The sequence below is a fragment of the Cetobacterium sp. ZOR0034 genome (assembly GCF_000799075.1).
Lineage (GTDB): Bacteria > Fusobacteriota > Fusobacteriia > Fusobacteriales > Fusobacteriaceae > Cetobacterium_A.
In genome coordinates this window covers 1-23,995 of record NZ_JTLI01000003.1, presented here as the reverse complement: position 1 = coordinate 23,995, position 23,995 = coordinate 1, and the positions used below count along the sequence as shown (strand labels likewise).

19 protein-coding genes and 1 tRNA gene are annotated in these 23,995 nt (G+C 28.9%); 9 read left to right on the top strand and 11 right to left on the bottom strand.

Annotation, left to right across the window (positions count from 1 at the left end):
• From L992_RS01240 to L992_RS01220, 5 genes are read right to left on the bottom strand one after another with little or no spacing between them, the layout of a single operon-like run.
• Nucleotides 1–2,043 (bottom strand): AAA family ATPase, encoded by a 2,043-nt coding sequence (locus L992_RS01240; RefSeq protein ID WP_047382191.1) that lies wholly within the window; start codon nucleotides 2,041–2,043, stop codon nucleotides 1–3.
• Entirely contained in the window at nucleotides 2,043–2,225 is a 183-nt protein-coding gene (locus tag L992_RS01235; protein WP_047382193.1) for a hypothetical protein, read from the bottom strand. The genes L992_RS01240 and L992_RS01235 overlap by 1 nt, the downstream gene beginning before the upstream one ends.
• Nucleotides 2,222–4,336: a DEAD/DEAH box helicase family protein gene (locus L992_RS01230; RefSeq protein ID WP_047394007.1), complete on the bottom strand. Its 2,115-nt coding sequence runs from the start codon at nucleotides 4,334–4,336 to the stop codon at nucleotides 2,222–2,224. The genes L992_RS01235 and L992_RS01230 overlap by 4 nt, the downstream gene beginning before the upstream one ends.
• 15 nt (nucleotides 4,337–4,351) lie before the next feature.
• Entirely contained in the window at nucleotides 4,352–6,991 is a 2,640-nt protein-coding gene (locus L992_RS01225) for a hypothetical protein (protein WP_047394005.1), read from the bottom strand.
• 8 nt (nucleotides 6,992–6,999) lie between these two features.
• A complete protein-coding gene (locus L992_RS01220; RefSeq protein ID WP_047394003.1) occupies nucleotides 7,000–8,127 on the bottom strand; it encodes an aminotransferase class V-fold PLP-dependent enzyme in 1,128 nt (375 codons plus the stop codon).
• Nucleotides 8,128–8,707: 580 nt separating this feature from the next.
• Here L992_RS01220 and L992_RS01215 point away from each other — a divergent pair.
• A complete protein-coding gene (locus tag L992_RS01215; protein ID WP_047394001.1) occupies nucleotides 8,708–9,439 on the top strand; it encodes a basic amino acid ABC transporter substrate-binding protein in 732 nt (243 codons plus the stop codon).
• Nucleotides 9,440–9,453: 14 nt separating this feature from the next.
• Complete coding sequence (locus tag L992_RS01210; protein WP_047393998.1) at nucleotides 9,454–10,224, top strand: dimethylarginine dimethylaminohydrolase family protein; 771 nt, start codon at nucleotides 9,454–9,456, stop codon at nucleotides 10,222–10,224.
• 39 nt (nucleotides 10,225–10,263) lie between these two features.
• Here the strand turns inward: L992_RS01210 and L992_RS01205 are convergent, their stop codons facing one another.
• The 5 genes from L992_RS01205 to L992_RS01185 all read right to left on the bottom strand — a co-directional run bounded on the left by L992_RS01205 (nucleotide 10,264) and on the right by L992_RS01185 (nucleotide 15,573).
• Entirely contained in the window at nucleotides 10,264–10,962 is a 699-nt protein-coding gene (locus tag L992_RS01205; RefSeq protein WP_047382274.1) for a queuosine precursor transporter, read from the bottom strand.
• Nucleotides 10,963–10,969: 7 nt separating this feature from the next.
• On the bottom strand, nucleotides 10,970–11,935 hold the full coding sequence (locus L992_RS01200; RefSeq protein ID WP_047382215.1) for a nucleoside hydrolase: 966 nt from the start codon (nucleotides 11,933–11,935) through the stop codon (nucleotides 10,970–10,972).
• Nucleotides 11,936–12,078: 143 nt separating this feature from the next.
• The gene (locus tag L992_RS01195) at nucleotides 12,079–12,390 is read right to left on the bottom strand and encodes a hypothetical protein (protein ID WP_047382217.1); all 312 of its coding nucleotides are present in this window, start codon (nucleotides 12,388–12,390) and stop codon (nucleotides 12,079–12,081) included.
• A 15-nt stretch (nucleotides 12,391–12,405) separates the two neighbouring features.
• The gene (locus L992_RS01190) at nucleotides 12,406–12,780 is read right to left on the bottom strand and encodes a GNAT family N-acetyltransferase (protein WP_047382218.1); all 375 of its coding nucleotides are present in this window, start codon (nucleotides 12,778–12,780) and stop codon (nucleotides 12,406–12,408) included.
• Between the two features lie 9 nt (nucleotides 12,781–12,789).
• Nucleotides 12,790–15,573 carry an EAL domain-containing protein gene (locus L992_RS01185; protein WP_047382221.1) on the bottom strand — a complete coding sequence of 928 codons (2,784 nt, stop codon included), beginning with the start codon at nucleotides 15,571–15,573 and terminating at the stop codon, nucleotides 12,790–12,792.
• Between the two features lie 324 nt (nucleotides 15,574–15,897).
• Here L992_RS01185 and L992_RS01180 point away from each other — a divergent pair, with 324 nt between their 5' ends.
• From L992_RS01180 to L992_RS01150, 7 genes are all read left to right on the top strand, one after another.
• Entirely contained in the window at nucleotides 15,898–16,944 is a 1,047-nt protein-coding gene (locus L992_RS01180) for a putative 2-aminoethylphosphonate ABC transporter substrate-binding protein (protein WP_047382224.1), read from the top strand.
• A gap of 150 nt (nucleotides 16,945–17,094) precedes the next feature.
• The gene (locus L992_RS01175; protein WP_047382226.1) at nucleotides 17,095–18,072 is read left to right on the top strand and encodes an ABC transporter ATP-binding protein; all 978 of its coding nucleotides are present in this window, start codon (nucleotides 17,095–17,097) and stop codon (nucleotides 18,070–18,072) included.
• Nucleotides 18,063–19,784, top strand: coding sequence for a putative 2-aminoethylphosphonate ABC transporter permease subunit (locus L992_RS01170; protein WP_047382228.1), 1,722 nt, complete (start codon nucleotides 18,063–18,065; stop codon nucleotides 19,782–19,784). Before L992_RS01175 ends, L992_RS01170 begins: the two co-directional genes overlap by 10 nt.
• Nucleotides 19,784–20,590: a phosphonoacetaldehyde hydrolase gene (phnX, locus tag L992_RS01165; protein WP_047393995.1), complete on the top strand. Its 807-nt coding sequence runs from the start codon at nucleotides 19,784–19,786 to the stop codon at nucleotides 20,588–20,590. Before L992_RS01170 ends, phnX begins: the two co-directional genes overlap by 1 nt.
• Nucleotides 20,590–21,945 carry an aspartate aminotransferase family protein gene (locus L992_RS01160; protein ID WP_047393993.1) on the top strand — a complete coding sequence of 452 codons (1,356 nt, stop codon included), beginning with the start codon at nucleotides 20,590–20,592 and terminating at the stop codon, nucleotides 21,943–21,945. The genes phnX and L992_RS01160 overlap by 1 nt, the downstream gene beginning before the upstream one ends.
• Entirely contained in the window at nucleotides 21,938–23,050 is a 1,113-nt protein-coding gene (locus L992_RS01155; protein WP_047382233.1) for a 2-aminoethylphosphonate--pyruvate transaminase, read from the top strand. Before L992_RS01160 ends, L992_RS01155 begins: the two co-directional genes overlap by 8 nt.
• Nucleotides 23,051–23,054: 4 nt before the next feature.
• A complete protein-coding gene (locus L992_RS01150) occupies nucleotides 23,055–23,822 on the top strand; it encodes a DeoR/GlpR family DNA-binding transcription regulator (RefSeq protein ID WP_047382235.1) in 768 nt (255 codons plus the stop codon).
• Between the two features lie 97 nt (nucleotides 23,823–23,919).
• Here the strand turns inward: L992_RS01150 and L992_RS01145 are convergent.
• A tRNA-Lys gene (locus L992_RS01145) sits at nucleotides 23,920–23,995 on the bottom strand.

Genomic DNA, 23,995 nt, shown 5'->3' with positions numbered 1-23,995 from the left:
TTAAATCTCCTCTTTTATTCTTGTAATATCGTATCTTTTATCTATTCCCGTTCTTCTTTCGTTTTCTAAAGTATATACTTTTCCTATTCTATCTTTAACAACATCTTCTATCTTTGAATTCCATTGCCCTGATGAAACCATGACTATTATTTGTTCTGATAAAACCGGTAACATTTTAGTAAAATCTAGTCTATATTCATTGTCTAAATCACCATAAGGTGCATCCAATACAAGTGGGTATATTCCTCCATCTGAATCCAAATCAGATTTATTTTTTTCTTTATTTAACTCTTTTGCGTAGTAAACTAATCCACCTATGAAACTTAGAGCTTTATTTTTTGCTTCTCCTTTTGACATTCCTGCTTCTTTTCCATCAATATCAAAAACTTTAAAATCAAACTCTTCTGTCAATTCAACTTTATAACCCTTTTTATTTATTTTAGAGTAAACTTCTTCTATTTTACTCTTTAGCCCTTCTCTACCTTGAGCTTCTTTGTATTTTTTTAGAGTTTCAAGATTCAGCATTATCTTTTTCGCAAAATCTCTTTTTTCTCTCTCTCTTTTACTCTTTATATTCTTTTTATCTGCTTCAGTTTTCTCTATTCTAATTGAAATTAATTCTTTTTCTATTCTTTCTAACTCAACTTCTAAGGCTCCAATACTTTTATGAAGTGTTTTTTTTATTTCTTCTTTACTAATTAATATATTTTTTATATTTTGCAACTCCACTTGGAAGTCGTAGTTACTATCTTTTACTAACACTTCTAACTCTTGCTCAATATAATCTATTCTATGCTGAATCTTAGATATTTCTAATTTTATTAGCTTAACATTCTCTGAAATATCCTCACTTGCTATATCTCTCAACATAAAGTACACTTCGCTAACTTTCTCTCTATTTTCTCTTGTTGCTGCATTTTCTAACTTTTGCATTATTTTTCTGTAATTATCTGTATGACTAACTAAAGATGCCCCACATATACACTCTTTTAAATGTATCAATTCTTCTAAGAACTCTTTTTCATATCTCGATGGAATTTCGCCCTTATCTTTCTTTATTTCTATTACTTTAAAAGCATTATTTAAAATTTTTGGTGCAATCGCTTCGACACCTTTTATTGATAAAAATTCCTTATACTTTTTCTGAATTGCTTCTAATGATTTTTCTAACTCTTTTTTTTCATCTTGCAACATTTCTACTACTTTCTTATTTTTTTCATCTTCTTGACTTATCAATAAAATTTCATCTATTCTGTTGCTCAACTCTTCTTTTTCTATATCTAGAAGCTCTGTTTCCTTTTGTTTTTCCTCTTTCTCTTGTAACTTATCTTCAAATTCTTTTTCTATTTTTTTTACTTTCTGTTCTAACTCGACAATATCCTTATTAGCACTACTACTTTCAGAATATTCTTTTTCTAAATCTCTATATACCTTTGCAGTATCTGTAACCGCATTTTCTAAACTTTTTATTCCTAGCACTCTATTTATAGATTCCTCTATTGCTTCTAAGCTTTCTTTTTTTACTTTTCTTTGATTTTCTTTTTCAGGAGCTATTTTTTCTAGTCTTTCTCCATCAATGAAAAAATTAATTTCTTTTGGTAGTAAACGATTTATTATTTCTTGGCACCCTGCTTCCGATCTTTGATTTATTTTCCCAGCATTTGATTCTAAAATCAAATCTACTCCAATATACACATCATTTTCAAAATTTATCTGTCTTATAATTTTATATTCCTGCTCTTCTTTTTCTTCCGAAACTTTTCCTACTATATTCAACTCTACTTTAGCATATGTTTTTCCTTTTGTTTCTTCTAAATATTTTTTATTTATAAAACTGCTTGCACCAAACTTTTTAGGATCTCCTGATGTTAAATCTAAATTTCCACCATATAATCCCCATCTTATTGCTTGTAATAAAGTTGTTTTTCCTGATCCATTTTCAGCTTTTAAAAGTGTAATGTTTTTTTCACCATTACAAAATTCTAATTTAACTTTCCCATAATAAGGTCTAAAATTTTCTAAAATTATACTTTTAAATATCATTAGTCATTCCACTCCATTGAATATTGTCCGATTATCTCTTTAATTTGTTTAACTGTTATCGTGCTCTCTTTTTTAGTTAATCTATCTGGGTCATTTTCTAGTTTTATTATTTGAATAATCGCATTTTGTTCTTCTTTTGTTAAACTTGCAAAAAACTCTTGTCCTTTTGATTTTGCACTCATTTATTACCCTCTCCTATTCCATAAAATTCTTTAATTTTTCTTAACTCACTTTCATTTCTATTTTTATTTAAAGCTAATGAATTATATTCTTCTAATCTTTTCAATTCATTTTCCACTAATTTTTTTTCAAAATTAAAATTACAATCTTGAATTGGTTGATAACTTTCATAACTTCTAGGTATAACTATAAAATCATGTATCTCGGCAATACTCTTATTTTCTGATTTTCTAAGTATTCTACCTCTTCTTTGAACATACTCTCTATAATTACCTGTACTTCCCAAAATATATGCTCTTTCAATTGATGGAATATTTATTCCCTCATCTAAACATTTGATAGCCACAACAGCATTTATATCCTTCTCTTTAAACTTTTGTATAACAATTTCTCTTTCATTCTTAGATTCTTCAGAGGTAAATTTCATAAGTTTAAAGTCCATTTTTTCAGAAACTGTTTCTATCGTTTTATCTATAAACTTTTGTTCTCTATCTTCGCTTTCTTCTTTGCTTTTTCCAGCTCCAACATAAATCAAATTATTAAAACTAAACTCATCAATAACTTCTAGCAGTTTCAATATTTTATTATTAGTCAAATTCAACAATCGAGCTCTCTTAAAAAGTAACATCTCCAAAGGTGTCGATTCTTTCTTTTTATCTTTCAAGTTAGAGTTTTTAGAGAAGCTTAGCGATGCTATTTTTTTGCTAAGTTCTATATATTCTCTCTCTTCATCTTCTGTTAAAGTTACAAAGTAAGGAAAATATTTATAATTAGTTAAAAATCCTCCTTTAATAGCATCATCTAATGAAAACTGAAAAATAACTTTTCCTAGATACTTTTCAATAACTTCATTTCCTTTTTGATCTCCTTGCCTATCAGGAGTTGCTGACAAACCTAGTCTTATCGAATTTTTTTTCAACTCATCTCTCTCTAAAAACTCTTCAAAGCTAAAACTTCCAATATTATGACACTCATCTACAATAATCATCATCTCTTTTTTTACTCTTTTTAAAGCTCTTAAAAAAGATGCGTTTTGTAATGTTTTATTTGTTACAACTGCAACTGTAACATCTATCTGGTCTTCGTTTAATAAAAAGATTTTAGCATTTATTTGATCTTTCCAATTTTTGTTTTCTGAATTACAAATAACTGATTTTACTCCAAATGCCTTAATTTCTTCAGCCCATTGTCTAACTAGAAACGTTTGTGGACACACAACTACAAAGAACATCCTTTTGTCTTTTGATATCTCTGTCATTATATTTAATGCTGTAAGTGTTTTTCCACTTCCTGTTGCCATCTCTAATATCCCTTTTAACTGATTATTTTTCCAACTTTCAAAAGCATTTTTTTGATACTCTCTCACACTGAACCATTCTGGCTTTACTAATCCATTTAATCTATTTTTCTCAAATTTTCTGTTTAATATAACACTTACTTCTTCATTCGTTGGAGCTCTCGAGATTATTTTTTTTTTAATTGCCTCATCTATATCAATAACTTCTATTTTATTTGTCTTATTTCCCCATAGTTTTTCAAAATCTATCTCTTTATTCTCTATTCTTTCTAAATCTTTTTTTCCATCAGATGAAGAATAAACATCTATCGATTCAAAGTTTCTACTCATCCCACCTATGGTTTCGTTAACAGAACCAGAAAAAGCTATTTTATTCCCTTCTGAATCTTTAAATATCCCAAACTTTTCATGATAAATTCCAATATAATCTTTTTGATACGCAATTTTTATTTGAAGTATATCTTTACTAACTAACCATGAAAATATTTTAGTTGTATCTTCTTCTTTCCCTGAGTAAAATTTTTGGAGCTCTTCCTCTATTTTCAGATTAACAATTTCTTTATTATGTAAAGTTTTAAGAGTTAAGATATCTTTTTCTGAAAGTTGTGGAGATGTAACCACTCTCATTATTCCATTATTTTTTATAAGATTTTCTACTCCTTCTAATAATAGATATAAACTATCACTCGTAAAATATCCTACAGCTCTATCATATGAAATAGAATTTTTTAAACATTTTTCTAAAAAATCACAATATATGTTGTCTGTATCACTTCTATAAGAGGTTTTCAAATCTAACTCTTTAAATAAATTCACTTAACTTCTCCTTTTTTAGAATAATATATCTGCAATATTTTGATCCAACTCTATTACTTTTGAATTTTCAGATTTTTTTTCAATTTCGTGTTTTAATATTTTATTTTCGGTATATTTATCAATAACTAACTCTGTAATCTTGTTGTTTATACCTATTTTATTTTTCTCAGACTCAAACTTCTTTATAACCTCATATAACTCCGAATAATTTCTCCTAATCGTTGCATATTGACTATCTGATATCATCAAATCTCTTTCTTCATATTTCCATAAAGTAAAAATTGCTTTTTGAAGATAATCTTTCACTTTAAACTCTTGAGCTATCTGATAAAATCTATACCAATCCTTTGCTGTATAAGATTCTATATCAAATTCTTCTCGTTCAAATTTATTTTCATCTTCTGCATTTATTTTCTCTTCACTCTCTTTAGTACTTTCTACATCTTCTTTTACCAATGAGAACTCTTGTGAATAAATATCATTCATTAATCCTTCATAAAAATCTTCTATTTTCTCTAAACTCATAGTTGTTAAAGGTAGTTTCAATTTTAAACGAGTTATAATATTGCTAAAATCTCTATCTTTAAGAGATTTTAAAACTCCTCTTTTCTTACCTTCTAAATACATCTCTTTAAAATCATTTCCATTAAAGGTTTTTAATAACTCTGTTAAATTATCCTTATATTCCAAAAACTTATCTTTATCTGCCCATCTACTTAAAAGATTTTGTTTGTTAGTTTCAACTAATTTATCTGCCTTTTTTTCGTCTACCATATGTATTTCTAAATTTATATTTTGCTCATCATCTTTTGTTATTTCAGTTTCTTTTGGAGTCAAATCTTTTATCTCTTTTGATATTGATGACTTTACTTCTTTCAAGCTGAAATTTAAATTCTCTACCTCTTGATATAACGAATCTCTCTCTTTAGATAATTTTTCTTTCTCCAACTTTTCCAACTCTAGCTTTTCTAACTCTTTTTTCAGTTTCAATTCGTAATTACTTGTCAAATCTTTTACTTTTAACTCTTCTACTTTTAATTTATCCGATAACTCTTTTATCTCCTCTGACATTGATAGTTTTACTTCTTTCAACTTACTATTAAAACTCTCTATTTCTTGAATTAATGAATCCCTCTCTCTAGCTAATCTCTCTTTTTCCTGATTTTCTTTAGTTCTTACCTCTCTTAAATACAACAACTCTTTTTCTACTTTATTCAGCAAATCAACTATTGAATTCTCTTTCTTTAAATTCATTTTAGTATTATTTACACCATATTTCTTCACTTCAAATTTTGTTATAACTTCACGTAATTCAAAATAATTTTTTAAAATTACACCATACTGGCTATCAGATATTTTTAAATTTGTTGCTTTATATCTCCATAATACGAATAAATCTTTTACAATATTTTCTTTTACTTTTAATGCTTTAGCTATTTCATACAGTTTATACCAGTCATCTTTCGTATAAGATTTTATATTCCACTCTTCCATTTTAACTTGCTCTTCATTTATAATAAGCGAATTCAATTTTGATTGAGTTGTTTGTATTTCATTTTTTTGTTTGTCCAATTCTATTTTTAATTTTTTATCTAATTCTGTTGTTTCTTTTAACAATTTATCTTTTATTCTTAACTCTTCTAAATTTTTAATTTCTAATTTTTTTCTCAAATCTTCACTTTTAATTAATTTCTGGTTTAAATTCTTTAATTCTTCAGATAATGAATCTTTCTGCTTAGATAATATTTCTTTTTCTTGGTTATTGATAGCTTTGACTCTTCTTAAATCTATCAATTCTTTTTCTATTTTAGTAAACATAATAAGTTTATTTCTTAAAACCTCTGACTCTTTCAACACATTAATTTTCTTTAGTTTTTCTTGCTCTAGCTTTTCTAACTCTTTTTTCAATTTTAATTCATAGCTAGCAGTCAAATCTTTTATCTTTAACTCTTCTAATTTTAACTTCTCTAGTAACTCTAACAGCTCTTCCTGCTTTGCTTCTTTCAAATTATAATTTAAATTTTTTAACTCTTCTAATTTTGTTAACTTATCTTTTAAACTTAATATTTCTTTTGATAGATTTTCTTTAGCTGACTTTTCTAAAAGTAAACTCTTTTGGAGGTCTACTTTCTGTCTTTCAAAATTTTTTTGAATCTCTTTAGTTTTTATATATAACTCATTTTTCTCTTTCTCTATGCTTTCAATCTTTAGTTTAAATTTTTCTGTTTCTTCTGAAAAATATTTAGAATATTCATTTTGAAGTTCTAAAATCTTTTTTTCTAATTTTTCTTCTTCTAATTTCAATTTTGCTTTAAAACGTTTTTGATATTCATCAGAATAAGCAGCTTCTAGTTTTGGAAATTCTGCTTTTAAAACTGATATCTCTTTTTCAAACTCTACTTTTTCATTTTTTAATTCTTTAACCAAATCCATTTCAACAATGATTTTATTCGTATACTCATCTTTTAAATTTTCATTTCTTTTTCTTTCTTCAATTAAACTCTTTTCTAATTCCTTATTTTTTTGAAGAGAAATAATATTTGTTTTTAAAAGTTCATTATAAAGAAATTCCTTTTCTATTAAATCCATTTTTAAACGTTCTATTTCTCTCTCTAACTCTTCATCTTTAAATATACTTTTAATTTTATTTAACATAACCTCTCCTAAAATAAACTATCCAAAGTTTCTCTTAACACTTCTAAATTTTCATCATTATTAAAGTAACTTACTGAAAACCTAAGTGTTCCTCCATCCTGAGTTCCTATATGATGATGAGCAAGCGGTGCACAATGCATCCCTCTCCTTGTTATAATCTCGTTGTCATTCATAATCTCTTCTAACTCTTGAGGTGAGTAATCAAAAGCAGTTATCGATAAAACTCCTATATTATTCTCTTTTTCTGAGTATATTTTTATATCATATGAATACTCCTCTAAAAGATCATATAAATTTTTGAAATTATTCTCTTTTTTTGATCTTATATTTTCTATTCCTATCTCTATCAATTCATCTGTTGCTATTTTAAGTCCTATCATCCCTAAAATATTTGGACTTCCAGCTTCAAATCTTTCAGGTAACTCCTCTGGCATTTCTTCATCTTCAGATTTAAATCCTGTTCCACCATATAATAGAGGATTTAGAGAAATTTTTTTATTATAAATATATCCTCCTATTCCTGAAGGACCATATAAATTTTTATGACCTGCAAATACTATAAAATCTGCCAATCCAGAAATCTCAGAAAAATCTAAAACACCTCCTGTTTGACTTGCATCTAAAACTGTAATTGCATTATAAATTTTTCCAGCCTCAAAAATATCACGAACAGGTAAAATGTTTCCAAAAACATTGGAAGCATGATTAAGTATAATCAGATCTGGTTTTTGAGACATAAATTGTAATTTCATATCTTCAATATCTAATTCAAATTTTTTAAATTTTAAAATTTTTAATTCTATATTTTTTTCTTTTGATATTTTTTTTATAGCTCTATAAATTGAGTTGTGTTCGAAAGGTGAAATATAAATTGTTTTTATATTGTTATAATTTAGTCCGAATATTATCTCATTACATGAAAATGTTGATGAAGAATTTAATATAACTTCATTTTTTGTTGAGAATATTTTTTTTATGTTATCTATTAAATTTTCCTTTATAACTCTGGCATTTCTACTTTTATCTGAATTATTTCTACTAAAATTAATCCCTACTTCTCTATATAGTTTCATAGTTTCTTCATAAACACTACTAAATTTAGGATATGTTGTTGATGCATTATCATAATAAATCATCGTTTTCTCCTTCTCAATAAAAAAAGACTGATCCCAATAAAATCAGCCATTTTTATTAACTATTTAATTTCTTTCTGCGTAATTTTATTTTTATAAAATATTTTTACTATTATCCTAGCATATTTATTATTTTTTAACTACTTGAAATTTTTTTATTTTTTTTTAAAAAAACTTCAAGAAGTCAAAAAAATGTTCTATTTTAGAAAAAATATTTTTATATATCTTTTATATTAATTTTATTAATTATAGTTAATAATCAAAATCAAATAAAAAAGTAGCTTAATTTTTCTTGACTAAAAAATTTCGATATGATATTATTACGCTAATAAATTTTTATAGGAGGCGAAAATATGTTAAGGACAACTTTAATAAGGAAATTTAATATTTTTTATATCAATTTAATAACGACCTTATTTTGTATGTCTAAAATATATTTATTTACTCGTCTTAAGAAAATTTTTATTTAATTAATTTTTAGTTTCAAGACGAATTTTTTATTATATTTATATTAATATAACAGACTTACACTTTTTAAGGTATGAGTCTGTTTTTTTATTTACTTTCAAAGGAGGGTTTATCTATGAAAAAGAAAATTATCAAATTATTATTTCTACCTTTATTTTTATTACAAACAAATACCTACGCTCAAGAAAAACTTTATGTTGGTACAGATGCCACTGAATTTCCACCTTTCGAATATATTGAAAATGGTGAAATCAAAGGATTTGATATCGATTTAATTAAAGAGATTGGAAAAATTTTGAATAAAGAAATCGTATTGAAAAACATACAATTTGATGGTCTTATTCCTGCTCTTCAAACTGGAAAATTAGATGCTATTATTGCTGGAATGACGGTTACAGCTGAAAGAAAAAAAAATATTAATTTTTCCAATCCCTACTACACATCAAAACAACTACTAATTGTAAATAAAAATAGTACTTTAAGTACTCTTGAAAGCTTAAAAGGGCATAAAGTTGGTGTGGTATTAGGATGTACTGGTGATGTTATTGCTACTGAAATGGGCAACTCTATAACCCTTTATAGATACAATACAACTTCAGAATCTATAATGGCTTTAAATGCTAATAAAATAGATGCTGTAATTTTAGATTCTGAACCTGCTAAAAATTTTGTTAAAAATAATTCCAATTTAAAATATATTGATAACGAATTAGCAAAAGAGGACTACGCTATTGCTGTTGGAAAACAAAATCTGACTCTTGTAAAGAACATAAATACAGCTTTAGAAACTCTAAAATCAAATGGAACTTTTAAGAAATTAAATAAAAAATATTTTATAGAAAATTAATTCAGGAGGATATTATGTTCAAAAATGTAATTGTTAGAAAACCAAGTAAAACTATATGTGACGGTATTACCTCTTCTCCAGAGTTAGGAGCCCCAAACTATTCACTTGCTTTAAAGCAACATTCTAACTATATAAAAGCTTTAAAATCATGTGGAGTCAATATAATTGAATTGGAAGCTTTAGAAAAATTTCCTGATTCTTGTTTTGTTGAAGATACTGCTGTTCTAACCAAAAAATGTGCAATCGTAAGTAATCCTGGTGCTAAATCTAGAAATAAAGAGATTCAATATATTATTCCTGCTCTTAAACAATTTTATTCAGATGAAAATATTGAATATATAAAATTTCCTGGAACATTAGAAGGTGGAGATGTTATGATGGTTGGAGATCACTTTTATATTGGAAAATCAGCAAGAACGAATAAAGAGGGAATTAATCAATTCATCTCTATATTAAATAGATATGGCTTATCTGGTTCTGAAGTTACTTTAGATGAAGTTTTACATTTAAAAACTGGTGTTAATTATATTGAAAATAATAATCTACTTGTTTCAGGAGAGTTTATAAATAAAAAAGAGTTTGAAAAGTTCAACAAAATTATTGTTGATATAAATGAAGCTTATGCTGCAAACTGTATATGGGTAAATGGAACAATCATAGTTCCTGAAGGTTATCCACAAATTGAAAAAGCTATTCAAAAGTTGAATTATAAAATTATCACTGTCGATACTTCTGAATTTAAAAAGATTGATGGTGGCCTTAGCTGTCTCTCTTTAAGATTTTAAATAAAAAAGGAGGTTAGAAAACTCTAACCTCCAAATATATTAACATAACGATTTTTTAGAATCCATTTTCGTAGCTAAATATAGGAATGGTGTATCCATAGCTGCTACTATCCATTTTAAAATATATGTACTTAAGAATATCTCAAACATAACTGAAACTGGGAATACTCCTATAAATGCAAATGTCGTAAATAAAATGTTATCTACTAACTGACTTATCATTGTACTTCCATTGTTTCTAATCCATAAATGGTTAGGGAATTTCTCTTTTAACTTTTTATATAGATAGATATCTATATTTTGTGAAATAGCGTAAGATACTAATCCAACTATCATAAATCTAGGGAACAATCCAAAAATAGATTTTAAATTACCAAATGTTTCCACTCCATCAACTTCTGGTGTAAACATAAGTGCAAAGTTTATCATTAAAGCTACAACTATATTTGTAAAGAATCCAATCCATATAGCTTTCTTCGCATCCTCTTCCCCATACTTCTCTGAAAGAATATCTGTAACAAGGAAAGCACTTGCATAAGGAATATTTCCTAAAGAAGCGTGCAATCCGAATAACTTAACTAAAATCATAACCTCAACATTGGCTATAAACATAGATATTGGAATCCAAACAAATAATCCAACTTTACCAAAACACTTATATGCTCCTAAAACTGTTATAAAACTTACTAATAATTTTATTGCCCATAATACTTCATTTCTTAATAATATATCTGCCATATTCATCTTAATACCCCTTTAACACGATCTCTGTATCTTTTATATTTTCTGGAAAAACTCTTTTGAAAAATAAGTTAAAGAACTCTTTTTCATCTACTTCAGTGTTTATAAATACATTTGGAACTCTTCTATAGAAATCTCCAATGTCTATTAAACTCTGACCCATAGCAGGTCCATCTTGGACACATTCTAAATGCGTCAAAACTCCCTTACATAACTCTGGTTTTATAAAATATGCCACTGCTAAAGGATCGTTTATAACACATCCTAAAGTTCTCTCTTGCATCCAGTGGAAATCCACATAAAATCCTGTTACATCATAGATAAACTGTGCTACATCATTTTTCATCTGTCTTAGATACTCTCTGTAATTCGGTGTTAAAACTATCTTTCTAGTTACATCTAGAGGTATTAGCTCTATCGCCTTATCAACATTTTCAAAAACTACGTTTACCGATTGAGGGTCAACCCAATAGTTAAACTCTGCCACTTGTGAACAGTTGCCATTCGTTCTAAAAGCTCCACCCATAGAAACTATTCTTTCAGCTTTTTTCAAAATGTTTTTCTCTCTCTCCACAGCCTTTGCCAAATTTGTCATTGGTCCTAAAGCTATAATCGATACATCATCACTATTCTTTAAAGTCTGAATTAAATAATCCACAGCTCCTAATTGTATAGCTCCTTCTGGAATCTCTATCATAGGTAAAACTTCACCTAATCCATCCTCTCCATGTGTATCTTGGGCTGTAACAAGCTCTCTTTTTAAAGGCTTATTATCTCCTAAATAGATTGGAATATCCACTCTATCCATCAGTTTTAAAACTTTGTAGGCATTTACTCCTCCAAGTTCCACTGGAACATTTCCAGCACAGATTGTAATTCCAACAACATCTAATTCTGGTGATTTTAGAGCTAAAATCAACGCTAACGAGTCATCAATTCCTGGATCACAATCAATAATTACTTTTTTCATAATCTCTCCCTTTCTGGGACCCATAAAACAAAAAAAGGGCAGAATAAACCTAGCCCTTCGCTGGTTTTTTTTACAGATGGATCTCCCAAACATCTTCTTTATTAAATTCGTTCGATAAAAATTATACCATTTTTTTTAGATTTTTACAATTTAATAATGAAATATTTAACTCCATTTACTACAATTGTTTCCTCTTTTTTCTTTCCAATTTTTTCAAACTTACTATGAGTGTATCTTCTTACAAGCTTAGCTGGATAATCTTTTGCTGTTTTCATTGAGATTAACTCGATAGTACTTAAAAGTTCAACTCTATCACTTGAAACTAAGTAATCATCTAATCCGTAAGAGAATAACACTCCTTTATAGTACCCATCAGGTTTTATCATTTTAAAATTAAAATTCTTTCCTGTTTGCTTAACTAGATATTGCCCTAAAGCAGATATTTTATTTTTCATTTTTTACCTCTTTTTCTATATTTCTTTTAACATTTTTTCACAAAACTTTTTTACTTTTAAAATCTCTTCAGATATTTCTAATTCGATATTTTTTATAGATTCATCTTCCTCTTTTAGATGAGTCAAAATAAAATACCCCAAGCCTTTATTTTGATATTTTGGTGTTATAAATAGCTTTTTTACTTTAAAATTCCCTTCACTATCTTTAGCCTCTAAAAATACAGCTCCTATTATCTCATTTTGCAAAACTAAAACTTTTCCAACTGTATTTTCAATAGACTTTTTAAATTCATTCAAACTCTCTTTTCTAGAGTAATTTCTAAATGCATTTCTATTTATATTAAAAAGTGCTTTAAAATCACTTTCAACATAATTTTTTACTTCAAACATTTTTCCTCCTTAATTATTACTATCTTGTAAAATTCTTTCTGGTTTTCCTAAATAATAACCCTGACCATAATTTATTCCGATCTCTCTTAAAAATTCATATTGCTCTTTTCCCTCTATTCCTTCAGCAACAACTTTAAGTTTTAAACTCTTTATCATTTTCGCTAGACCGATATAAACACTTCTTCCTTTATCTGAATCCTCACATATTGTAGATATTAGAGATCTATCAAATTTAACTACATCTATTGGTAATGTTGTCAATAATCCAACTGTTGAATACCCTGCTGTAAAATCATCAATTGATATATATACTCCTCTTTCATTTAGCTTTTTTAATTTTGAAACTACATCTTTAGTATCTGTTAAAAACATACTTTCTGTAATCTCTATTTCTAAATTTTTTCCATCTAAAGAGTATCTTTCTAAAATTTTGAAAATATAACTTACAACATCACTTCTTCTAAACGTCTCTGCTGACATATTAAATGACATTCTAAAATCCTCATCAACTTGTTTTTTTATCAAAAGTTTTTTAGTTTCTTTAACTGCGTGCTCAGCTATTTTATAATCTATCTTATAAATCATTCCAAGCTCTTCTGCAACAGGAATAAATTCAACTGGTGAAACTAAACCTAACTCTGAGTTTTTCCATCTAGTTAAAGCTTCTGCTCCTATCAATTTACCTGTATTCAAATCATATTTTCCTTGAAATACAGGATAAAACTCTCTATCAAAACCTTTTTTCAAAAGTATTTCCATTTTTTTTCTTCTTACATTTTTATTTATAAACTCTTCTGTCGCTTCTTCAAACCACTCTTTTTTCTCTCTTTTAGCAAAATACATCGCCATATCTGCATATTTAAAAGCTTCCATCATTGATATATTTTCTTTTTTATAATAATAACCCAAACTAAAAGATATATTATATCTCCTAAGCAAAAGAGAATCTATAAATAATTTTTTTAATTTTTTCAACTTTAAATCAATATCTTCTATACAAGTTGAAAAAACATAAAACTCATCTCCTGAGATTCTAAATGTATGCTCTTCATTAAAAACTCTTCTTAAACACTCTCCAACTTCTATTAAAATCTTATCTCCATAATCATGTCCATATGTATCGTTTAATATCTTAAAATTATTCAAATCCAAAAGAATAGCACACCCTTTTAAAGTCTGATTCTTTTTACAAAATTGATTGTACACTCTTCTACTATAAAGCCCTGTCAACTCATCTCTAAGTAGTTCCTTATTTTTTTTCTTATGCTTAAATATTTTTAGAGTTTGATGCATTGCTAAGACAATTAAAAATATACAACTAATAGCTATTAAAGCTATTAAATTTTTATGAACTCTTTTTTCATAGATTTCAATTTTTTTTCTAGTAATCTCAGAATCTTGCATAAATTCATCCATATTGACAAACTCATTTATAGCTTTATTTAATATATCTCTTAAAATAATATTATCTTTACTTAACACAATATTCATTGGCACAACATCTAAAACTTTTATACTATATTTAGATATATCATAGCTACCAGCATTTATAGAAAGTATCGTATTTAGTTTTCTTTTTTTTAAATCTTGATTTATTTTTTCTTCATTATCATAAGGAATAATATCACTGTTTACAAAATATTCTCTAGCTATTTTCTCTTCAATAGAATCTTTTATTACTCCTATCTTTTTATTTTTTTTATTTTGAAGATTCAAATTGGTTATCTCGTATACATTCATATCTGACAGTTTATTTGTAAATAAAAATATTTTTTCTCGCTCTGGAGTTTTAGAAAGAAGCATTACATCAATCTCTTTGGCTAGAAACTTTTGAGTCCATCCTCTCCAATTTGCTCTTCTTAAATCAACTCTTTCGATAACTTGAATACCCATTTTTTCTGAAATATAATTTATTATTCTTGGAGCTATTCCCACATATCTATTTTCTAAAGGTGAATACTCACTAATTTTTTCAATATTACCATAAGCCACTCTTAATACTGGTAACTCATTTAAATATTTTTTCTCCTCTTTTGTTAAAAGACTATTCAATCTACATTTAAATATCTTTTCTTTTCTTTTTTCAAACCAAGTTTTTATTATCAATCCATATTTTTCATCTAAAGCATTATCAACTATCTTTACTAGTTCATGGTGCTCTTTTATAAAACCTAAAGAAGCATTCGGCAATCTACCTATTTTTAATTTATTTTTTTCACCTATAGTATTCAAATCTGAATCTACATAAGAATATGGTCTATCATCTCCTATATCAGATATCGGAATATATTCTAAATGAATTTCATTTTTATCTATAAATCTTTCTAAAAATTTTTCATATATACTTTCTCTAGTCACATAGACTTTTAATCCATCTAAATCACCTATTGTATCTATCTTTTTATCTCTAGAAACAATTACTAAATTTTCTTCTATAATTCCTTGAGTGAATAAAGCATAGTTCTTTCTATCCTCTGACGGTGTTAAGTAACCTACTATATCTAAATCACCATTTTTAAATTTGCTATGATTTTCATCCCACTCTCTTTTTTCTAAAATTATATTTAAATCTAAATAATCTCTAAACATCTCTTCAATTATATCGTTTAAAGATATTCCATCAATTTTTTCTGATGCAAAATAGTTTTTTTGAACTATTCCCATCTTAAATGTTTTTTCTCTAATTTTTTCAAGATACTCTATTTCTTGTCTATTTTTCGGTATATATTTCTCTGTTGAAAACAACATACTAAAATTTATTAAGAAAATAATAAGTATTCTTATTCCTCTCATCCATCCCCCTAAATTGCACACATAAAAACAAATCTCTAATCATTTCCCATCAAATTCAATCATTTTTTTTCATAATAAAATAGTTTTCTATAAATTATAGCTCGAATTCCATTTTTTTTCTAGGAAAAATTGCTTTTTTTTTCGAATTTTTATTCTAATATATTCTAAGATTCACTTTTTTTTGTTTTTATTGGTTTTATATCAGTTTTTTAATTTCTAATATATAGTTTTTTATGGTTTTACCTTTCTTTTACCTTTTCTTTATTTTCTCTTTACATAAATAAAGTATAATCATTTTATAAAATAAACTATGGGGTGATTTAAATGATTAATAAAAAAATAATTGGTTCACTACTTTTTGCAGGACTTTTAGTTGGATGTGGAAGTTCTGAGAAACCTACTGCTACTAACAATAAAAGCAAAGAGATAACAGTTTATACAGCTTTAGAAAACGAGCAAATACCAGAATATTTAACATCTTTCAAAAAGCAATATCCTGATATAAAGTTAAATATCGTTAGAGAATCTACTGGTGTTATAGTCTCTAGAGTTTTAGCAGAGAAAAACAATCCTCAAGCTGACGTTATATGGGGAACTGCAGCAACTGGATTATTGGTTTTAGATGAAGCTAATCTTTTAAAAGCATACTCACCTAAAGATATAGAAAAAATAAACACAAAATTCAGAGACAACAGTGGAAAAGATCCTAAATGGGTTGGTAATAACGCTTGGATGACAGCAATCTCTGTAAATACTATAGAAATGAAAAAACTTGGAATAGAGGAACCTAAAAACTTCGCCGACCTTCTAAAACCTGAATATAGAGGATTAATCTCTATGCCAAATCCAGCTTCATCTGGAACTGGATTCTTAACTGTTTCTGCTTTAGTTCAACTTTTAGGAGAGGAACAAGCTTGGCAGTATATGGCTGACCTAGATAAAAACATGGGAGTTTATACTCATTCTGGTTCAAAACCTGCAAAAACAGCAGCTTCAGGAGAATATCCAATTGGAATCTCTTATGGATACCCTGGAATTAAAATTAAAAATGAAGGAGCACCTATAAATGTTTACTTCCCTTCAGAAGGATCAGGTTGGGATTCAGAAGCAAACGCTCTTATAAATAAAAAGGATATAAAAGATGAAGCAAAAATCTTCCTAGACTGGGCTATATCTGAAGAAGCAATGGCTATGTATGCTAAATCATATGCAATCGTTTCAAGAGAGATGGACGTTAAACCTCCAAAAGGTTTCCCTGAAAATCCAATATCTCAACTTATTGCAAATGACTTCTCTTGGGCTGCGGCTAACAAAGATCGTATTCTTTCGAATTGGGAAGCTAAGTTTGGTTCAAAAACAGAAAAAAACTAATACTTATTTGAACTAGCTACAGAGAAATCTGTAGCTTTTATTTTTTAACAAAATCTTAACCTTTGTTTTACTCGTGTTTTACTTGGTTTTAATTTGTTTTTAACTCTAATATAGTATTATAACTGTAGATGATGAAAGAGGGAGGAATTAATGAGTTATTTAAAAATAAAAAATATTGAAAAAACTTTCGGTAAATTCAAAGCATTAAACAATATAGATTTCGAAATAGAAAGAGGGGAGTTTATCTGTTTCTTAGGACCATCTGGTTGTGGTAAAACAACACTACTTAGAATAATTGCTGGTCTTGAAACTGTTGATAGCGGCGAGATTTTCTTAAAGGATGAGAACATCACAAAGAAACACCCATCAAAAAGAAATATGTCAATCGTATTCCAATCATATGCTCTTTTCCCTAACTTAACAGTTGGTGAAAATATAGCTTACGGAATGAAAAACAAAAAAATACCAAAAGATATAATTAGAAAAAAGGTAGATGAATCTCTTGAGCTTGTTGGTTTAAGAGGACAAGAAAACAAATATCCAAATGAACTTTCAGGGGGGCAACAACAAAGAGTAGCTCTTGCTAGAGCAATATCTTACTCGCCAGATATACTTCTACTAGATGAACCACTTTCAGCACTTGATGCTAAAGTTAGAGAAAAACTTAGAAATGATATAAAAGATCTTCAGAAAAAACTTGGAATCACAACTATTATGGTTACTCATGACCAAGAGGAAGCTCTTTCTATGTCAGATAGAATAATTGTTATGGATAATGCTAAGGTTGTTCAAGTTGGAACGCCTCAAGATATCTATGAAAAACCAGCTAATAACTTTATTGGGGATTTCATAGGAAAAGTTAATAAGTTTGAGATTAATGGAAAAAAAGTTATGGCAAGACCCGAGGATATCTCGTTAGCGGATGAGCATACTGAAAACTTCTTTATGGGAACATTGGAATCGTGGGAGTATATGGGGTCATACTACAGATTAAAAGTTAATAAAAAGAACTACATAATCGAAGTTGATATCTGTAGAAATAAAATTGCTCATATACCTTTAAAGAAAGACCAGCATATATTCCTTAAAGTTGAAAGAACTTTAGGAGGCGAAGTTGAATGGAGTTAGTTTTTAAAAAATCTGAAAAACTACTTTCTGAAAAAGTCAGAGATATAATTGTTTGGGCAATCGTAGCATTTTTCATTGTTACATTAGCCTTTCCTCTGATTACTTTAAGCATAAAAGCGACAGAGGATAATGCTGGAAACTTTATTGGATTACAAAACTTTGTGCAGTACCTTACTAGCCCAGGCGTAATGGCTTCATTCTTTAATACAGTTAAAATTGCTAGTTTAACTATGATTATAACTTTAGTTTTGGGATTTGGTTACTCTTACGGAATGGCTAGAAGTAATATAAAAGGAAAGACAATTCTAAGATTTCTAATCCTTCTACCTATATTTGCTCCGACTATGTTACATGGAATTTCACTTGTATATCTTTTCGGAAGAATGGGAGTTATTACAACTGGTTTCTTTGGAAACTTTCCAGCTATAGCAACTGATATAAATCTTTACGGTCCTACTGGAATCGTAATAAGTGAGGTAATCTATACTCTACCTCAAGCTTACTTGATTATATCAATGGCATTACAAAACAGTGACTACAGACTTTATGAAGCTGCGAAAACTCTTGGAACAAGTAAATTAAAACAGTTCTTCACTATAACTTTACCATCTTGTAAATATGCAGTGTTCTCTACTGCGACAGTTTCATTCATTCTTGCTTTCACAGATTTTGGAGCTCCAAAAGTTGTTGGTGGAAACTACAATGTTTTAGCTACAGATATCTATAAGCAAGTAATTGGACAACAAAACTTAGGAAGAGGAGCAGTTGTAAGTATACTTTTACTTATCCCAGCGGTGATATCTTTCTTCTTTGAAAAATCTTTAGAAAAAAAACAAAGAGATACCTTCAATGCAAAGTCGATGAACTACAGAATTGAAAGCTCTACTGGAAGAGATATCTTCTTCTACTGTTTCTGTTGGTTAATTGGTCTTAGTGTTTTAGGACTTTTCATCACAGCAGCAGTTGCATCTTTCGTTAAAATGTGGCCTTATAATTTTGAGCTTACATTGAACAACTATAAATTCTTTGACTTTAACGGTGGAGCTTTCCACTTCTATAAAAACTCGGTAACTATCGCACTGCTTTCAGCTCTATTTGGAACAGCTATAGCATACCTTGGAGCATATATCTGTTTAAAGACTGAGAGTTTAACTAAGCTAAGAAATGTTATCAAATTCTTTGCTATCGTACCTTTAGCTCTTCCCGGAATGGTTTTAGGTTTAGGTTATATCTTCTTCTTCAATATGGATTATATAAGAGTTCCACTACTTGGTTGGGTAGGTAACCCATTCAATAGTATCTACGGAACACTTTGGATTTTAGTTCTTGTAAACATTGTACACTTTTTCTCAGTTGCTTTTATGACAGCATCAACATCTTTGAAAAAGTTGGATAAAGAGTTTGAAATTGTATCTCTATCTATGGGTGTACCTTGGTATAAAACATTCTTCAATGTTACTCTACCACTTACTAAGCACACTATCGGTGAGATTTTTATATACTACTTCGTTAACTGTATGACTACAGTTTCAGCAGCAGTTTTCCTATACACATCAAAAACTACTCTTGCTTCTATAGCAATGGTAAACCTTGATGAAGTTGGAGATCAAGCTAAAGCAGCAGCAATGGGAATCCTAATTGTTGGGACGAACCTTTTAGTAAAAGCAATATATGAATTAATAAAAAAAAGATACTTTGGGAGGAATAAATAATGAAAAGAGAGATTAAAGCAGTTATATTTGATTGGGCAGGTACTACAGTAGACTATGGATGTTTCGCACCACTTGATGTTTTCGTTCAAGTATTTAAAGAAAATGGAATCGAAATCACTTATGAAGAAGCTAGAAAACCTATGGGAATGTTAAAAATAGATCACATTAAAGCATTATTAAAAATGGAGAGAATACATGCTTTATGGTTAAAGAAATTTAATAGAGAATACACAATGGATGATATCAACTCTTTATACGAAAGATTTGAAGAGGTTCTATTCGCTTCTTTAGAAAACTTTGCAGAACCAGTTCCTGGAATGTTAGAACTTCAAGCTGAATTAAGAGCTAGAAAAATTAAAATTGGAAGTACTACAGGATATACAAAAGAGATGTTAGATATCGTTGCTCCAAAAGCAAAAGAGTTTGGTTACTGTCCTGACTTTAGAATCACATCAACTGAGGTTCCTGCAGGGAGACCACATCCATATATGATTTTCCAAAATATGATAACTTTAGCAATTCCAAGTAGACACTCTGTTATAAAAATTGGAGATACTACTGTTGATATGAAAGAGGGAAAAAATGCTGGAGTTTGGGCTGTTGGAATCTTAAAAGGTGGAAGTGAATTAGGTCTTTCTAAAGATGAAGTAGAATCTATGGATAGTACTGAATTAAAAAAATTGATGGATGCTGCTGCAAAAAGATTATACGCAGCTGGAGCTGACTATATTGTTGAAGAAGTTGGAGACTTACCACATATAATTGATGTTATAAACGCTAGAATGAACGCTGAAGAGGTTATCTAATGAATAAAATTACATCTGAAGGAGATATCAATACCTCTCAGAACCGTAAAAAGTGGCAAGAAAAAAATATAGACTTTGAAACTAACAATGTTCTTAGAGATGATGAAGAGATTTTTCTTCATCAATCTCTTTCAACACCATGCTTAAATGTTTTAAAAAAATCAAAAGGGATATACTTAGAGGATATCTCTGGAAAAATATATATGGATTTTCATGGAAATAATGTCCACCAAGTTGGATTTGGAAATGAAGATGTAAAAAAAGCTATCATCAATGAGATGGAAACTCTTCCATTCTCGCCAAGAAGATATACGAATAACTCAGCTATAACTTTGGCTCAAAAGCTTGCTGATAAAACAAATGGTGTTTTAAATAAAGTTCTGTTCTCACCAGGTGCAACATCTTCTATCGGAATGGCTATGAAACTAGCAAGACTTGTAACTAAAAAAGATGGTTTCCTTTCTTTCTGGGACTCTTTTCATGGAGCATCTATTGATGCAATCTCTTTAGGTGGAACAGCACATTTTAGAAATGGTATCGGTGGACTTTTAGCTGGATGTGAGCATCTAGTTCCATATAACTCTTACAGGCCTATGTTTGATGAGGATACTTTTTTAAACATCTTAGATTACACTTTAGAAAAGCATGGAGATATCGCAGCATTTTTTATGGAAACAATCAGAAATACAGAGGTAGAAATTCCTTCATACAAACTTATGAGAGGAATAAGAGATATCTGTTCTAAACACAATACTCTTTTAGTTTTAGATGAAACTGCTATAGCTATGGGTAGAACAGGAAAGTTCTTTGCCTTTGAACACTACGATATCGAGCCTGACATGGTTGTTATTGGAAAAGGACTTGGAGGAGGTATATTCCCAATCTCAGCTCTTTTGACAAAAGATGAGTTCAACATTGGACAATACACATCTTTAGGACACTACACTCATGAAAAATCATCAGTTGGATGTGCTGCTGCTAATGCCGCAATCGATTTTATTGATAGCAATAAGATTTTAGAAAAAACATCTGAGATGGAGAAATTCCTTTTAGAAAAATTAAACACGCTGAAAGATAGATATGAGATTATTGGTGATGTGAGAGCAATTGGATTGCTATTTGCAGTAGAGCTTGTTAGAGATAGAAGCACTAAAGAGAAAGCTGACTCTGAAGCCGATAGAATACTTTATAGTTGCCTTCACTCTGGGCTTAGCTTTAAAGTTTCTGGTGGAATTTTAACTCTATCACCACCACTTATTATAGAAAAACCTGAATTGGAAAAAGCTCTAGAGATTCTTGAAGAGAGCATAAAAATTGAAAATACAAAACTTTTTGGAGGAAATAACAATGAATAACAACAATTTAACAGATAGACCATACATCCTTTTAACACCAGGACCATTAACGACATCTTCTGGAGTTAGATCAGCTATGCTTAAAGACTGGTGTACTTGGGATAACGAATACAACTCTTTAGTTCAAGATATGAGAAAAAGAGTTTTAGATGTAGCTGAAGCTGGAGATGACTACACTATGATTCCTATGCAAGGAAGCGGAACTTTCTCTGTTGAGGCTGTTTTAACTTCAACTGTTGGAGATAATGAAAAGATTTTAATTCTTTCTAACGGTGCTTATGGAGACAGAATGAAAACTATCTGTGATGTAGCTAGAGTTAAAAATGCTATCTATAAAATTGAGCAAACTGAAACTTATGATTTAGCACACTTAGAGGCTATTTTAAAAGAGGATACAGAGATTACTCATGTTGCTGTTGTTCACTGTGAAACTACATCAGGAATCTTAAACCCAATTAAAGAGATTGGAGAGATTGTAAAAAAATACAACAAGACTTTCATCGTAGATGCTATGTCAAGTTTCGGTGGAATTCATTTTAATGTACCTGAGCACAAAATTGATTTCCTAATCAGTTCAGCTAACAAATGTATTCAAGGTGTTCCTGGGTTTGGATTTATCGTAGCTAAAAAATCTGAGCTATTAAAGTGTGAAGGAAAAGCTCGTTCTCACTCTTTAGATATCTTTGACCAATGGAAAGTTATGGAAAGTGGAAATGGAAAATGGAGATTCACTTCACCAACTCACGTTGTTAGAGCATTCTATCAAGCTCTATTAGAATTAGAGGCTGAAGGAGGAGTAAAAGCTAGAGAGGCAAGATATAAAGAGAACCAAGATAAACTTGTTAAAGGAATGGCTGATTTAGGATTTGATGCTATTATATCTTTAGACCAACAATCACCTATTATAACTACATTCTATGCTCCTAATCACCCTGAGTATAAGTTTGAAACTTTCTATTCAAAGCTAAAAGAGCACGGATTTGTTATCTACCCTGGTAAGTTAACTAAAGAGGAAAGCTTTAGAATTGGAAATATCGGAGAGGTTTACTCAACAGATATCGAAACTTTAATTGACTCTATCCAAAAATCTATGTTCTGGAGATAAGCTTATGCTGATGAATCAACGTAGACAACATATTTTAGAGGAATTAAATCAAAAGAATATCGTTTATGTAAAAGAGTTATCAGAAAAATACAGTGTCACTATGGAAACTATTCGAAAAGATTTAGAGGATATTGTAGCTGAAAATATGGATATACAAAAAGTTTATGGGGGAGCTATTAAAAGCTCCTCTGTAGATGAAAGTTACTCTATAAGAGAGGAGCTTTTCTCGACTGAGAAAGATCTGCTTGGAAAAAAAGCTGCTGATCTTATTCAAGATGGTGATTGTATCTTTTTAGATGCTGGAACTACTGTTACAAAACTTATTCCTCATTTAAAAACTAAAAAAAATCTAAAAATTGTAACTGTTTCTTTAGCAGCACTTATTGAGTTTACTAAAATTTTTAGTAACACAGAAAACACTCATAGAATTTTCTTTATGGGTGGAGAGGTAAAATTTAATCTTCTTTCAACTTCTGGAACAAAAGTTGCACTATCAATTGGAGATTATTTCTTCAATAAAGCTTTTTTAACTTTAGATGGTGTATCTCTTGAAAAAGGTATCACATCTCACAACTGTGATGAGGCACATGTGACAGCAGAAGTTTTAAAACACTGTTCTGAAAATATTTTTATGATTACAGAGGAAAAGTTTAACTCTACAAAGTTTTACAAAGTTTGTAATCTAGATTCTGTCGATACAATAATTGCTAGTAATCCCGAGCATGATTTTCTAAAGAAAATTTCTAAAAACTTTAATGTCAAAATCTATTAAATTTCTCAATAACTTTTACATAATTTGTAGAAGTTATTTTTTTATTATATTTAAAAAATAAAAAAAAGATGTATCTCTACATCTTAAAATTTTCTATTGGTGCGTCATACTGGGCTCGAACCAGTGACAACACGATTAAAAGTCGTGTGCTCTACCATCTGAGCTAATGACGC

Excerpts from the sequence above, each read along its gene's own strand:
- phnX (WP_047393995.1), top strand. The coding sequence starts at position 19,784 with ATGAAAAGAGAGATTAAAGCAGTTATATTTGATTGGGCAGGTACTACA.
- L992_RS01235 (WP_047382193.1), bottom strand. The coding sequence starts at position 2,225 with ATGAGTGCAAAATCAAAAGGACAAGAGTTTTTTGCAAGTTTAACAAAA.
- L992_RS01180 (WP_047382224.1), top strand. The coding sequence starts at position 15,898 with ATGATTAATAAAAAAATAATTGGTTCACTACTTTTTGCAGGACTTTTA.
- L992_RS01215 (WP_047394001.1), top strand. The coding sequence starts at position 8,708 with ATGAAAAAGAAAATTATCAAATTATTATTTCTACCTTTATTTTTATTA.
- L992_RS01155 (WP_047382233.1), top strand. The coding sequence starts at position 21,938 with ATGAATAACAACAATTTAACAGATAGACCATACATCCTTTTAACACCA.
- L992_RS01240 (WP_047382191.1), bottom strand. The coding sequence starts at position 2,043 with ATGATATTTAAAAGTATAATTTTAGAAAATTTTAGACCTTATTATGGG.
- L992_RS01220 (WP_047394003.1), bottom strand. The coding sequence starts at position 8,127 with ATGATTTATTATGATAATGCATCAACAACATATCCTAAATTTAGTAGT.
- L992_RS01190 (WP_047382218.1), bottom strand. The coding sequence starts at position 12,780 with ATGTTTGAAGTAAAAAATTATGTTGAAAGTGATTTTAAAGCACTTTTT.
- L992_RS01205 (WP_047382274.1), bottom strand. The coding sequence starts at position 10,962 with ATGGCAGATATATTATTAAGAAATGAAGTATTATGGGCAATAAAATTA.
- L992_RS01160 (WP_047393993.1), top strand. The coding sequence starts at position 20,590 with ATGAATAAAATTACATCTGAAGGAGATATCAATACCTCTCAGAACCGT.
- L992_RS01185 (WP_047382221.1), bottom strand. The coding sequence starts at position 15,573 with ATGAGAGGAATAAGAATACTTATTATTTTCTTAATAAATTTTAGTATG.
- L992_RS01195 (WP_047382217.1), bottom strand. The coding sequence starts at position 12,390 with ATGAAAAATAAAATATCTGCTTTAGGGCAATATCTAGTTAAGCAAACA.
- L992_RS01150 (WP_047382235.1), top strand. The coding sequence starts at position 23,055 with ATGCTGATGAATCAACGTAGACAACATATTTTAGAGGAATTAAATCAA.
- L992_RS01225 (WP_047394005.1), bottom strand. The coding sequence starts at position 6,991 with ATGTTAAATAAAATTAAAAGTATATTTAAAGATGAAGAGTTAGAGAGA.
- L992_RS01175 (WP_047382226.1), top strand. The coding sequence starts at position 17,095 with ATGAGTTATTTAAAAATAAAAAATATTGAAAAAACTTTCGGTAAATTC.
- L992_RS01200 (WP_047382215.1), bottom strand. The coding sequence starts at position 11,935 with ATGAAAAAAGTAATTATTGATTGTGATCCAGGAATTGATGACTCGTTA.
- L992_RS01210 (WP_047393998.1), top strand. The coding sequence starts at position 9,454 with ATGTTCAAAAATGTAATTGTTAGAAAACCAAGTAAAACTATATGTGAC.
- L992_RS01170 (WP_047382228.1), top strand. The coding sequence starts at position 18,063 with ATGGAGTTAGTTTTTAAAAAATCTGAAAAACTACTTTCTGAAAAAGTC.